The organism is Actinoplanes sp. NPDC026670, assembly GCF_040638175.1.
Classification (GTDB): Bacteria; Actinomycetota; Actinomycetes; order Mycobacteriales; family Micromonosporaceae; genus Actinoplanes.
Window position 1 is genome coordinate 252,120 of the sequence record NZ_JBEZXU010000004.1, and the last position, 13,317, is coordinate 265,436.

Genomic DNA, 13,317 nt, shown 5'->3' on the forward strand with positions numbered 1-13,317 from the left:
GGTCGTCGGATCCGGGCCCTACCCGGCGAGTGGGCCGGGTCCGGTCGGGAACTGGCCTGGCGCGCGTCCGGGGCAGGGCACATCGCGTGGGGCCTGGGCTGCGGGACCACCCGGACCGGTTGGGACGGCTGCGTCCGGATCGGGTCCTGCCGGGTCCGGCGGGCAGGGTGGAGGCAACGTTCCGGGCGGTGCCGAGAATCCTGCTCAGAGCACACCCCCCGCCCGTCCGGCTGAGTCCGGCGCGGGGACTGCTTCCGGTACCGACCAGGGCCGGACCGCTGGCGGCTCGGGTGTCGTTCCGGGCCGGCCGACGGACCTCAGCAACCAGAGCACCCCTTCCCGGCCCGTCGCGAAGCCGGCCAGCCAGGCTTCGCCACCGAACCGCGTCGTCGACCAGAGCGCCCAGGCCGCCGGCCCGAGCAAACCGCCGCCTCCAGACGGCGAAGGCACCACAACAGCCCAGACACCCCCGGGCGCTGCGCCGGGCCAGGACACCGCGCCCGGTCAGGGCGCTGGCAAGACCCCGGGCCAGGCCGTCGGAGCTACACCCCGCCAGGCCGCAGGTACTGCGCCAGGTCAGGCCGACAAGGATGCTGCGACGGGTCGGTCTGCGGGCCAGACCGCTGGTGGTGCTGCCGTATCTGGCCAGCCTGCCAAGGGTCAGGCGCCGGCCGAGCCGTCCACGGGTGTTGCTCCGGGTCAGTCTGCTGGTGGTGCCGTATCTGGTCAGCTCGCTAAGGGTCAGGCGGCGGCCGAGCCGCCCAAGAGCGCTGCCCCGGGTCAGCCTGTTGAGGGTGCCGCGTCGGGTGAGACATCGGCGCAGACCGCTAAAGGTGCTGCGACGGACCCGGCGGTAAAGGGTGCTGCGACGGGACCGGCTGCTCGGGGCGAGGCGACGGCCCAACCTCCGAAGGCCGTTTCGCCGGGCAGGCCTGTCGAGAGTGCCGCGTCTGGCCAGGCCCAAGCTGCTCAAGATGCGGCAGCGAGTCCGGCCGCTGAAGGCGTTGCATCGGGCTCGGCGTCTAAAGGCGTTACCGCTGGCCAGGGTGCTGCGACGGCACCGGCCGCCAAGGGGGCTGCTGCGGCCCCCACTGCCAAGGGTCCGGCGTCGGGGCAAGCAGCGGTCGAAGGTTCCAAGAGTGTCGGGTCGAGCCCGGCTGCGAAGGGTTCGGCGTCGGGGCAAGCCGCGGTCCGAGGGGCCACGGAGGCTGCGCAAGGCCAGGCTGCCAAGGGTGCTGCTCCGGGACAAGCTGCTGCTCCGGGACAAGCTACGTCGGCTGCCCAAGGAAGCGCGCCTGGCCCGGCCGGGACGCGCGGTGCGCCTGGTCAGGGTGCGAAGAGCGGTTCGTCTGGCCAGGCGGCGGTGCCCGGTGGTGGTTCGGGTCGGGCCGCGGTTCAAGGTGGTGCGACCGGGGGCGGTCAGACCTCCACGCGGGACAAATCGGGTGCCGGTCAGAGGGGCGGCGCTGAGCAGCAGGGCAAGACGGTTGACCCGGACCAGACCGCGACCATCGACACGTCCGCGGCCCAGGGGCGGACGGCGAGCCCTGGCTCGGTGGATCCGGATCGGACCGCGAGTCTTCAGCGTCCGGCGGCCCCGAAGCCTCCGACGGGCCAGCAGCCTCCGGCAGGCGCGCAGCAGGCTGTCGACCCGGATCGCACGGCGAGTCTCCAGCAGCCGAATCGGTCCGCGAGTCAGCAACGGCCGGTGGATCCGGATCGGACCGCGAGCCTTCCGCGCCCGGCGGACCTGAAGCCTCCGGCGAGTCCGCAGCGACCCGTGGATCTGAGTCGTCCGGCGGATCTGAATCGCCCGGCGGGTCCGCAGCAACCTGTGGATCCGAATCGTCCGGAGAGCCGGAAACAGCCGGCGAGTCCGCAACAACCTGTCGACCCGGAACGGACTGCCAGTCTCCAGCGGCCGGCGAATCCACCGCAGCCTGTCGATATGGATCGCACCGTCAGTCTCCAGCGGCCGGTCGACCCGGACCGCACCATCAACCTCGGGCCGGCCGCAGCAGCTGCTGCCGCTCAGCATGCTGGGCAGCAGGAGGCGAAACCGGGTACCGGCACGTCTGGTACGAGCGCTGCCGGGCCGGCGCCGGCGAAGGGAAGCGCGCCGGGCGGCCCTACGGCGGCCAAGGGCGCGGCGCAGGTCAGCGTTCCGCCGGCGACGGGAACCGCCCCGGGCGGCCCAGCGGCGGGCGCTGCCCAGGTCGGCGGCCCGGCAGCGGCCGGGACCGCACCGATCACACCAACTACACCGACCGCGAGTGGCGCTGCGAAGGTGGGCGGCCGTACGGCAGCGAAGGGCGCGGCGCAGGTCGGCGGCCCGGCTGCGGCGAAAGCGGCGGTGGCTGGCAGTGCGGCGGTGGCCGGTAGTGCGGCTTCGGCGGCGAAAGCGGCTGTGCCGGGCGTCGGGCCGGGGAAGGCGGCTGAGGCCGGGCAGTACGGGCGGGCCACGGTAGCCCCGAATACGGCCAGGGCGAGTGTGCCCACGGCTCCACCCGTCGTGAAACCGGGCGACGCGGTGACTCCGGCCGATGGGAGAACGGGGCGCGGTTCCCGTACCAAATTGGTGGTCGGGGTTTTGGTCTTGGCGGTCTTGGCCGCCGCGGTCGGCATCGTTGTTCGGCCCGGGCCGGTCGACGGATGGCTCGACGCCCTGACCGGAGAGCCGGCCCGGACGACGCCCGCACCGGCCCCGACCACGCCCGAACCGACGCCGACGCCGGTTCTGGTCGCGGCCGAGGCGGACGGCTCGGTGCCGGACGTGGCCGCGGTCAAGGCGGCGCTGGACCCGCTGGTGAATGCGAAAGCGCTCGGCCCCACCGTGCACATCCAGGTGCTTGATGTGGCGAGCGACACAATTCTCTACGAGCGCAACCCGACGAAACCGACCACGCCCGCCTCGACCACGAAGGTGCTGACCGCCGCGACCGTGCTGGCCGCGCGGGGGGCGGCCTACCGGCTGGAGACCCGCGTCGTGGCCGGAAGCGCCCCTGGTGAGGTGGTGATCGTCGGCGGTGGCGACGCGACGATGGCCGTCTTCGAGGACGACAAGGACCTGTTCCCGGGCGCGGCCCGGCTGGACGACCTGGCCGCGCAGGTGAAGAAGGCGCTCGGCGGTGTCAAACCGACCCGGGTGCTGGTGGACACCACCCTGTTCGAGGGGCCGGAGACGGCGCCGGGCTGGGACAGCTGGGACGTGTCGCCGGGTGGCCAGGTGGCCCGGATCCAGTCGCTGATGACGAACGCCGGCCGGATCGAGCCGGTGCACAACGAGTTCGGTGGGGACCCGCGGTTCGCCGATCCGGCGCTGTCGGCGGGCAAGCTGTTCGCGAAGATGATCGCCGCCCCGCAGGGATCGGTGAAGCGGGGCACGGCGCCGGGCCGGGCCGTCGACGCGCCGCCGTCGGCCGAGCCGGGCGGGACCTGGACGCCCGGCGCCGAGCTGGGCCGGGTGCAGTCGCCGCCGCTGGTGCAGGTGGTCGACTGGATGCTGCAGCAGAGTGACAACGTGCTGGCCGAGGTGCTGGGCCGGCAGGTGGCGCTGGCCGCCGGCAAGGAGGCGAGCTTCGCCGGTGCGGCCGAGGCGATGGCCGAGAAGCTGGCCGAGCTGGGACTGCCGTCCGACCAGGCGAAGCTGTTCGACGCGAGCGGCCTCTCCAACCGCAACGGCATCACCCCGGAACTGCTGGTGGAGACGCTGGAGCTGGCCGCCGGCGGGGCACAGCCGGCGCTCGGCAACATCTTCAACGGACTGCCGGTGGCCGGTTGGTCCGGAACCCTGGAGACGCGCTTCGCCACACCCAGCGCCAACGCCACCGCGCAGGGTGTCGTACGGGCCAAGACCGGCTCCCTGAGCGGCGTGAACACGCTGGCCGGAGTGCTGGTGACCAGGGATCGGCGGGTGCTCGTCTTCGCGATAATGGCCAAGGGTGGCCCGGACGCCACTGCGGCCCGGGCGGCGATCGACAAGGTGGCGGCCAGATTGGTGGACTGCGGCTGCTGAGTCCACGCCGATCCGGGGTTTCACCTGAGTGCGGTCTGGAACCGCGCGGGTACGGTGGGCTGCATGGCGCAGTTCGTTGACTGGGATCTGGCCGCCGCAACTGCTGGCGCGCTGTCCAAATCCGGGCCCGCGGTCTCCTTCGAGGAGGCCACTCAGGTGGTGTCCGAGCTGCGGGCGCTGACCGACGAGGCGGCGGTGCACGTCGCGGCGTACACCGGCTTGACCTCGCAGACCGAGGTCCCGCCGGTCCGGGTGGTGGACCGCCGGGATTGGGCGAAGGTGAACATCGCCGGCCTGCAACGGGTGATCGGCCCGCTGGTCACCCGGCTGTCCGGTGACAAGGAGCCGAGCCCGCTGGTCGACGCGATCGGCTCCCGGGTGACGGGTGTGCAGGCCGGGACGGTGCTGGCGTATCTGTCCGGCCGGGTCCTCGGGCAGTATGAGGTGTTCTCCGGCGACCCCGGGCAGCTGCTGCTGAACGCGCCGAACATCGTCGAGGTCGAGCGCAAGATCGACGCCGATCCCCGGGATTTCCGGCTCTGGGTCTGCCTGCACGAGGTGACCCACCGGACGCAGTTCACCGCGGTCCCGTGGATGCGTGGCTACTTCCTCGGCGAGGTGCAGGCGTTCGTCGACGCGTCACAGGGTGGTGAGCACGTGCTGGAGCGGCTGCGCCGTGGCGTGGCGACGCTCTCCGAGGCGCTGCGCGACGAGGAGAGCCGGGTGTCCGTGCTGGACATCGTGCAGACCCCGGCCCAGCGGGCCGTGCTGGACCGGCTGACCGCGCTGATGACGCTGCTGGAGGGGCACGCCGAGTTCGTCATGGACGGGGTGGGTCCCGAGGTGATCCCGACGGTCGAGTCGATCCGGGCCAAGTTCAACCGGCGCCGCGAGAGCGGAAACCCCCTGGAGAAGGCGTTGCGCCGGGTGCTCGGCATCGAGGTGAAGATGCGGCAGTATGCGGAGGGCCGCAAGTTCGTCCACGGTGTGCACGAGCGGGTCGGCATGGCCGGCTTCAACAAGATCTTCGAGTCCCCGCTGACGCTGCCCCGCCTGGAGGAGCTCGGCGACCCGGACGCCTGGGTGGCGAGGGTGCACAGCTGACCATGGCCAGGATCCCGCCGCCGGTGGCGGCAGTGCGCATGGCGGTGCGCCGGGGCCTGGCCGACCTTCCCGGGGATGCCCTGATCCTGGTGGCCTGCTCGGGTGGAGCCGATTCTCTGGCACTCGCTTCGGCGGCCCAGTTCTGTGGCCGCCGCGTCGGCCTGGTCACGGTCGACCACGGTCTGCAGGAGGGTTCGGACCGGCGTGCCCGGTCGGTGGCCGCGTGGGCGCGTGACGCCGGCCTGGACCCGGTGCGGATCGACACCGTCTCGGTGGCCGGCCTGCCCGGCGGGCCGGAGGCGGCCGCTCGCACCGCGCGGTATGAGGCGTTGAGCGCGGCGGCGGCCGACCTGGGCGCGGCTGCGGTGCTGCTCGGGCACACCCGCGACGACCAGGCCGAGACGGTGCTGCTGGCGATGGCCCGGGGCGCCGGGCCGCGCGGGCTGTCCGGGATGCCGGCCCGCCGTGGGGTCTTCCGGCGGCCGCTGCTCGAGGTGGCCCGGGCCGACACTCGGAAGGCCTGTGCCGCCCTCGGCCTCGCGCCCTGGGAGGACCCACACAACACCGATCCGGCGTACGCACGCTCGCGCGTCCGTGCCTCGGCGCTGCCGGCCCTGGTCGACGCGCTGGGCCCGGCCGTGCTGCCCAACCTGGCCCGGACCGCGGCGCTGGTCGCGGCGGACAATGCGGCCCTGGACGAGTTGTCCGCGCAGGCGCTGGAGTCGGCCCGGTCGGTGGCCGGGCTGTCGGTGCCGGTGCTGGCCGCGATGCTGCCCGCGATCCGGGGCCGGGCGCTGCACCGCTGGGCACGGGAGCTGGGGGCGCCCGGCGGGGCTCTGGCCTACGGCCATGTGGTCGCCCTGGACGCGCTGGTGACCGACTGGCACGGGCAGGGACCTGTGTTTCTGCCCGCAGGAATAGGTGTCGCACGCCGTTCGGAGGACCTCGTTCGGGTGGTTCCGGCCGATATCAGGTGAGGTATCCGGTTCGGATAGTGGCCCCGTTCGCTGAACGGTAACTTCGATACGGCAGGCTTAGGCCCATGGCTGATGGCTCTTGGTACGACACCGACATCGACCACGTGATCATCTCGGAGCAACAGATCCGGGAGAAGATCGACGAACTGGCCAAGCAGGTGTCCGTGGACCACACTGACGCCGACGGCGGCATCCTGCTCGTCTGCGTGCTGAAGGGCGCGGTCATGTTCATGGCCGACTTCGCCCGCGCGCTGGGCAAGCACGGCCCCTCGACCGAGATGGAGTTCATGGCCGTCTCGTCGTATGGGCAGGGGACGACCTCGTCGGGCGTGGTGCGGATCCTGAAGGACCTGGACCGGGACATCACCGGCCGGCACGTGCTCGTCGTCGAGGACATCGTGGACTCCGGACTGACCCTCTCCTGGCTGATGAAGTACCTGGAGTCGCGCCAGCCGGCCAGCGTTGAGGTGGTGGCGCTGTTCCGTAAGCCGGACGCGGTCAAGGTGCAGGTCCCGGTTCGCTACGTGGGTTTCGACATCCCGAACGAGTTCGTGGTCGGTTACGGCCTGGACTTCGCCGAGAGGTACCGGGAGCTGCCCTACGTGGGCGTTCTCAAGCCCGAGGTGTACGCCCGTAGCTGAACCGCTTTCTCAGCGTGTTCTCAGTAATGGTTCATTATGGGCGTTTTTGCACCTGAACCGCCCTGATTTAACCGGGCGTACGCGTAGTTCGCCCTGCGGGCTCACGGGTTCGTAATCGGTACCTACGGTGTACGGTCGAGTGACCGATGGCGTGGTGTCACGAGCGCCGGAGGGGCTGGGGCCGGAAACGGCCTCGGCAGCCGCCGGTGGGCGGTGACGTTGAGGTGACCAGGACGGCCGATCAGGAGGGTCCGGGCGCTTGGCGCCCGACAACAGTATGGAACGTACGCGTTTCTTCCGCCGCCCGGTGGTCTGGATCATTCTGGTGATCATCGGCGTACTCGGGCTGAGCATGCTCTTCACCAGTGGTCCGAGCTACCAGAGGGTCGAGACATCGGTCGCGCTTGACCGTTTGAACAGGGACGGCATCACCAAGGTCGTCCTCAAGGACAAGGAGCAGACGCTCCAGATCGATCTCGCCAACCCCGAGACGTTCGACGGCAAGTCCACCAAGCAGATCGAAGCTCAGTATCCGTATGAGCTCACCGACGAGATCTTCGCGAAAGCCGAGCAGGCCCGGAACAGCAAGTTCGTCACGGGCACGGTCGACGCCACGGTCTCCGGTGACAACATCCTGCTGAGCATTCTGATCAACCTGCTGCCGATCGCGATCCTCGTGGTCCTGCTGCTGCTGTTCATGTCGCAGATGCAGGGCGGCGGCTCCCGGGTGCTCAACTTCGGCAAGTCCAAGGCGAAGATGATCACCAAGGACACGCCGAAGACCACGTTCGCCGACGTGGCGGGCGCCGACGAGGCCGTCGAGGAGCTCCAGGAGATCAAGGACTTCCTGCAGAACCCGACGAAGTACCAGGCCCTCGGCGCCAAGATCCCGAAGGGCGTGCTGCTCTTCGGCTCCCCCGGTACCGGTAAGACGCTGCTGGCCCGTGCGGTCGCCGGCGAAGCCGGTGTGCCGTTCTACTCGATCTCCGGCTCCGACTTCGTCGAGATGTTCGTCGGCGTCGGCGCCAGCCGGGTCCGCGACCTCTTCGAGCAGGCCAAGTCGAACGCTCCGGCGATCGTCTTCGTCGACGAGATCGACGCCGTCGGCCGGCACCGTGGCGCCGGCATGGGCGGTGGCCACGACGAGCGTGAGCAGACCCTCAACCAGCTGCTCGTCGAGATGGACGGCTTCGACACCAAGGGCGGCGTGATCCTGATCGCGGCCACCAACCGGCCCGACATCCTCGACCCGGCCCTGCTCCGCCCCGGCCGTTTCGACAGGCAGATCCCGGTCGACAACCCGGACATGGAGGGCCGCAAGGCGATCCTGCGGGTGCACGCCAAGGGCAAGCCGTTCACGCCAGACGTCGACCTCGACTCGGTGGCCCGCCGCACGCCCGGTTTCTCCGGCGCCGACCTGGCCAACGTGATCAACGAGGCTGCGCTGCTGACCGCCCGGCACGAGAAGCGGGCGATCTCCAACGAGTACCTCGAAGAGGCGATCGACCGGGTCATCGCCGGCCCCGAGCGCCGTACCCGGGCGATGAGCGACAAGGAAAAGAAGATCACCGCGTACCACGAGGGTGGACACGCGCTGGTCGCCTACGCTCTGCCGCACTCCGCCCCGGTGCACAAGGTGACGATCCTGCCGCGCGGCCGCTCGCTCGGTCACACGCTGGTCCTGCCGACCGAGGACAAGTACACGCAGACCCGGGCCGAGATGATCGACACCCTGGCGTACGCGCTGGGTGGCCGGGCCGCCGAGGAGCTCGTCTTCCACGAGCCGACCACCGGCGCCGGCAACGACATCGAGAAGGCGACCAACCTCGCCAAGGCCATGGTCACGCAGTACGGCATGAGCTCCAAGCTGGGCGCCGTGAAGTACGGCACCACCGGCGACGAGCCGTTCATGGGCCGCAGCATGGGTCACGACAAGGCGTACTCGGACGCGGTCGCCGCCGACATCGACGGCGAGGTCCGGGCCCTGATCGAGCTCGCGCACGACGAGGCCTGGGAGATCCTGGTCGAGTACCGCGACGTGCTCGACAACATGGTCCTCGAGCTGATGGAGAAGGAGACCATCACGCAGGAGGACATGAACCGGATCTGTGCCCGGGTGGCCAAGCGCCCGCCGATGTCGCCGTTCAACGGCTTCGGCAAGCGCCTGCCGTCCGAGGCGCCGCCCGTGGTCACCCCGGCCGAGCGGGAGAAGCTGAAGGCGCAGGCCGAGGCCGACGGTCAAATCGCGGTCGGGCACAACCCGAATGCGAACGGTTCGGAAAGCAGCAACTGATCAACTTGTCGGACGAACTCGACTATCTCGCCGCCCGTCTGGTCGACGGCAAGCTCACCGGCACACCGGTCGAGCAGGCCGTCGACCTCGGGCGGATCGAGAAAGCGGTCCGGGAGATCCTCATCGCCGTCGGTGAGGACCCGGACCGGGACGGGCTCCAGCGGACCCCGGCCCGGGTCGCCCGCGCCTACGCCGAGCTGTTCGCCGGGCTCCGGGTCGACCCGGCCAGCGTCCTCACCACCACGTTCGAAGCCGACCACGAAGAACTCGTCCTGGTCCGCGACATCGAACTGCACAGCATGTGCGAGCACCATCTGCTGCCGTTCAAGGGCGTGGCGCACATCGGCTACATCCCCGGCACCGACGGCCGGATCACCGGGCTGTCGAAACTGGCCCGGCTCGTCGAGGTCTTCGCCCGCCGCCCGCAGGTCCAGGAACGCCTCACCTCACAGATCGCCGACCTGCTGATGGAGCGGCTCGGCGCCCGCGGCGCGATCGTCGTCCTGGAGTGCGAGCACCTCTGCATGGAGATGCGCGGCATCCGCAAGGCCGGCGCCCGTACCGTGACGAGCGCCGTCCGCGGTGGCTTCCAGACCGACGGCAAGGTCCGCGCCGAAGTGATGGCGCTGATAAACGCCCGTTGAGGGGCGTTTAGATCGTGCTGCGGAACTGGTTGGCCGAGTCGACCGCCGCGTGGGTGAGCTGCACTGCCTCGTCCAGCCTGGTCCGCGCCTGCTCCAGCTGCGCGATGGCGGCCGCCGCGGCCGGATGGAACGAGCCCACCGCAGTCACCCGCAACCGGGTCAGCGCCTCGTCCAGCTGATCGGACACGACCTTGATCCCGGCGACGGCCCGCTGCGCGCCGTCCACCGTGGCCGCCACGTTGACCTTGACCTCTTCGACGTTCGCCACCGCGTCCCCCTCAGAAAAGCGCTTCGAGACCGGTGCCGGCACAGGTCAGCAGCACCGGCGTCAGACACGTGATCAGGCCCAGCACCGGCGTCCGGTCGACCTTGACCCCGTCACCGCCGTAGACGAAACCGATCGTCGCCCAACCCAGCCCGAACGCCAGCAACGGCATGCTCAGCCCGCACAGCAGCGCCGGCGTCGACGGCGACCCGGACGGCGCCACCACGAACAGCAGCACCTGCACCAGCAGCACCGCGGCCGCGAACGGCCCATAGACCACCAGGTTGCGCGCCCGCGGCCGGTGCGGCCCGGCCGGGCCCGGCCCGACGAAGGCATTGTCCGCGGCATCCGCGGTGGCCCGGGCCGCACGCAGCGCCGACAGCACGGCCGGCGGGCCACCGGCCACCCGGTCCATCGCCTCGGCCTGGTCCGCCGGGTGCGGCATCAGATCATTTTCCGGTACGCGGAAGTCGCGTGCCAGCCGCGCTCGTTGCGGGGCCAGCCGTGCCCGTACCGACGAAAGCTCCTGCCGGGCGGCCGCGACAGTCGCGGCATGCTCGCCGGCCACCGAACTCGCCGCGCGCCGCACCGAGTCCAGTTCCTGGGCGGCGGCCAGGTACTCCGCCCAGGGGGCCGACGTGGGTGGCCCCGTCTGCACCGGGATCACCCCGTGCTGCTCGGCCTGCTCCGTCACGGCTCGTCACTCTCCGGGTCTACGAACGGGACCACGGTCACCGTGCGGTCGGCATGCCTGTCGTGCAGCAGCGCCCGGTTCGCCCGGGGCTGCCAGTCCACCGGCCGGCCCAGCTGCAGCGAGACGTCGGCCTGCGGCACATTCAGGAAGAGCAGGCCGGCCACATCCTCCCGGCCCATGCTCCCGCCGGTCTCCTCACTGAACCGGCGCACCCCACGCCACCACGACAGCAGATGCGCGCCACGGCTCGGGCCCTCCCGCAACAACTGCCGCAGACCCCCCAGAGTCCCCGGAGGCGCCGCGTCCATCCCGAACACCACCAGATACCCGGGACGGTCCGCGGTGAGCTCAGCGGCCAAACCAGCGGCGTCCACGGCCTCGACGTCCTGCCGGTGCCCGATCTCGGCGGCCAGCGCGGCCGCCCGGGCGTCACCCTCGGCCACCAGCGACGCGATGACGAACCGGGCCGACCGCGGCGGATGACACGCGGCGACACTGCGGGCCGCCGCGTCCAGCGCCTCCGCGCCCGCCGTCTGCGAACCCAGGATCGCCAGATGCCGGCCCGGCGACGAGTCCAGCGGGAACGTCGCGGTCGACAGCGCCACGTCGATCACCCGGCCCACCATCGCGGCCGGTCGAGGCACCCGGCCGGCCAGCGCCGCCCGATAGGTCGGGTCGTCGGCCAGATGCTGCTGCGCATACCCCGCGAAGATCTTCGGCGGCTGTGACTCCTGGTCCCGGCTGCCCCACAGCCGGTGCCGCAGGTCGCTGAGCAGCGCCTGGTCGGCATGCGGATCGGGGAACCGGACCACCCGCTCGTGACCGCGGGTCGCACCCCGGGGACCACCCAGGCCACCAGCGGTGTTGACCACCGCGCTGCCCATCGGCAGGCCGGCCGCCGAGTCGTTCGTCGGCTCCAGCACATCACCGCCACCGGGCAGGGCGATCCGCACCGGGAACTGACCGAAGATCGAGTCGCGTTTCGCATACAGCGCCTCGACACCGAGCACCGTCTGGCTGGCCAGGATCAGGTGTATCCCATACGACCGGCCCTTGCGGGCCAGCGACTCCAGCAGCGCCACCGCCTCGGCGGCCATCGGATCGTTGCCGGCCAGCAGCACCTGGAACTCGTCGATCACGCACAGGACCCGGGGCAGTGGACGGCCCCGGCCCTCCTCCGCGGCGACCGCACGAAGATCGGCGAAACGCGACACCCCGGCCCGCTTGTACGCCAGCGAGCGGCGGCCCATCTCAGCGTCCAGCTCACGCAGAACGGCCAGACCATACTCCCGGTCGGACTCGACCCCGACCGCCCGCGCGTGCGGCAGCCACGTCCGGTCCCGCTGGGTCGGCACGAACTCGGAGAACGACACGCCCTCCTTGAAATCCAGCAGGTAGAGCGCCAGCTCATCAGGGCTGTACCGGGCGCCCAGCCCATACAGCACGTTGATCAGGAAAGCCGTCTTGCCGGCGCCCGACCGGCCACCGAGCATCCAGTGCGGAGTCAGGTCGTTGAAGCGCAGCACCAGCGGCACGTCACCGTGATGACCCACCACCGTCTCCACACCCGCCGCCGCGTCCTGCGACCACAGCTCCTCGCCCGGCTCCGGCAGCAGATCGGAGAGCGTCACCCGGGACGCCTCAGCCGAATCGGCCGCCAGATCCCGGCAGACCGCGTCGATCAGATGCGGTGGCGGATCCTCGTCCAGGAACACCGGCGCGTTCAGCCACGCGGTCTCCGGCGCCGACCCGAACGTGCCACCGGGCGGATCGCCGACGATCGCATACGGATTACGCACCGAGATCGCCGTCGTCCGCGGCAGCGGCGCCTGTGTCGTCTCGGCGGTCAGCGGAGGCGGCGGCCAACCGGCCACCACCAGGTGCAACCCGGAATCGGGCCCCTGCTGGGCCAGCGCCGCGATCCGCCGCAGCTCCTCACCCTCGGTCATCTCCGGCAGGCTCGCGATCACCACCAGCAGAACCCGGTCACGCCGGGCCCGCCGCCCCGCCCCGGCCCGTGCCGGGCGCAGCCATTTCTCCGCCTCGGACAACACATCACGCAGACCCTGCCGGTCGGTGGCCGGCGGCGACATCAGACCGGCGTCGGACAGCTCCTCGAACGGCTCGAACACGGCGCCGCCACCGACCCCGTCCACCGCGCGCACCAGCAGCGAACCCGCCGGAGCACTCGCCAGCAGACGCAGCAGCAACGACCGGAGCACACCGAACACCCGTGGGTCGGTGGCCGTGGCGTCGATCGTCAGGTGGCCCGTGCCGAGCAGCGGCACCACCGCCGGGAACCGCACATCGTCCAGCGGCTGCGCCAGACCCACCCGCACGAACTGCGGAATCGTCGTCCCGCCGAGCGGCGCCACCGCCGACAACGCGTCGAGCGTCGAACCCAGCCAGCCCGGCGCCAGCTGCGCCGCGGCCGCCCGCAACCGGTCGGCCAGACGATGCTGCTCACGCGGGTCGGCGGCGGCCGGCGCGAACGCCTCCAGCGCGACCGAGGCAGCATCCGCCGTCGCCACGGCCTGCCGGTGCAAAGCAGCGGCCTGCCGGACCCGCAGAGTCGAATCCGCCACTGCCGTCACCTCCTGTCCGCGGAATAAAACCTATCCCAGACCCGTCCGGGCACCGCGTTGCGTCCCCGGTGCGACTTTCGTGCCGGACCCGCTCGCATC

Annotated in this window: 9 protein-coding genes; 6 read left to right on the forward strand and 3 right to left on the reverse strand. The window is 71.2% G+C overall.

Features of this window, described 5'->3' with window-relative positions:
* Nucleotides 1-2,596 precede the first annotated feature (2,596 nt).
* The 6 genes from dacB to folE all read left to right on the forward strand — a co-directional run bounded on the left by dacB (nt 2,597) and on the right by folE (nt 9,674).
* Nucleotides 2,597-4,015, forward strand: a complete 1,419-nt coding sequence (dacB, locus tag AB0E94_RS06200) for a D-alanyl-D-alanine carboxypeptidase/D-alanyl-D-alanine-endopeptidase (protein WP_360323157.1) — start codon at nt 2,597-2,599, stop codon at nt 4,013-4,015.
* A gap of 63 nt (nt 4,016-4,078) precedes the next feature.
* Entirely contained in the window at nt 4,079-5,119 is a 1,041-nt protein-coding gene (locus AB0E94_RS06205; protein ID WP_360323159.1) for a zinc-dependent metalloprotease, read from the forward strand.
* Nucleotides 5,120-5,121: 2 nt separating this feature from the next.
* Nucleotides 5,122-6,096, forward strand: a complete 975-nt coding sequence (gene tilS / locus AB0E94_RS06210; RefSeq protein WP_360323161.1) for a tRNA lysidine(34) synthetase TilS — start codon at nt 5,122-5,124, stop codon at nt 6,094-6,096.
* 65 nt (nt 6,097-6,161) lie between these two features.
* Nucleotides 6,162-6,737, forward strand: a complete 576-nt coding sequence (gene hpt, locus AB0E94_RS06215; RefSeq protein WP_360323163.1) for a hypoxanthine phosphoribosyltransferase — start codon at nt 6,162-6,164, stop codon at nt 6,735-6,737.
* Nucleotides 6,738-7,014: 277 nt separating this feature from the next.
* Nucleotides 7,015-9,030: an ATP-dependent zinc metalloprotease FtsH gene (ftsH, locus tag AB0E94_RS06220; RefSeq protein WP_360323165.1), complete on the forward strand. Its 2,016-nt coding sequence runs from the start codon at nt 7,015-7,017 to the stop codon at nt 9,028-9,030.
* Nucleotides 9,031-9,035: 5 nt separating this feature from the next.
* Nucleotides 9,036-9,674 (forward strand): GTP cyclohydrolase I FolE, encoded by a 639-nt coding sequence (folE, locus tag AB0E94_RS06225; protein ID WP_360323167.1) that lies wholly within the window; start codon nt 9,036-9,038, stop codon nt 9,672-9,674.
* A 7-nt stretch (nt 9,675-9,681) separates the two neighbouring features.
* On the opposite strand, the gene AB0E94_RS06230 is transcribed toward folE, so the two are convergent.
* The 3 genes from AB0E94_RS06230 to AB0E94_RS06240 are packed head-to-tail and all read right to left on the reverse strand — an operon-like array spanning nt 9,682 to nt 13,227.
* Entirely contained in the window at nt 9,682-9,942 is a 261-nt protein-coding gene (locus tag AB0E94_RS06230; protein WP_360323169.1) for a hypothetical protein, read from the reverse strand.
* Nucleotides 9,943-9,952: 10 nt separating this feature from the next.
* Nucleotides 9,953-10,633 (reverse strand): hypothetical protein, encoded by a 681-nt coding sequence (locus tag AB0E94_RS06235; RefSeq protein ID WP_360323171.1) that lies wholly within the window; start codon nt 10,631-10,633, stop codon nt 9,953-9,955.
* The gene (locus AB0E94_RS06240; protein ID WP_360323172.1) at nt 10,630-13,227 is read right to left on the reverse strand and encodes an FtsK/SpoIIIE domain-containing protein; all 2,598 of its coding nucleotides are present in this window, start codon (nt 13,225-13,227) and stop codon (nt 10,630-10,632) included. Before AB0E94_RS06240 ends, AB0E94_RS06235 begins: the two co-directional genes overlap by 4 nt.
* Nucleotides 13,228-13,317 lie beyond the last annotated feature (90 nt).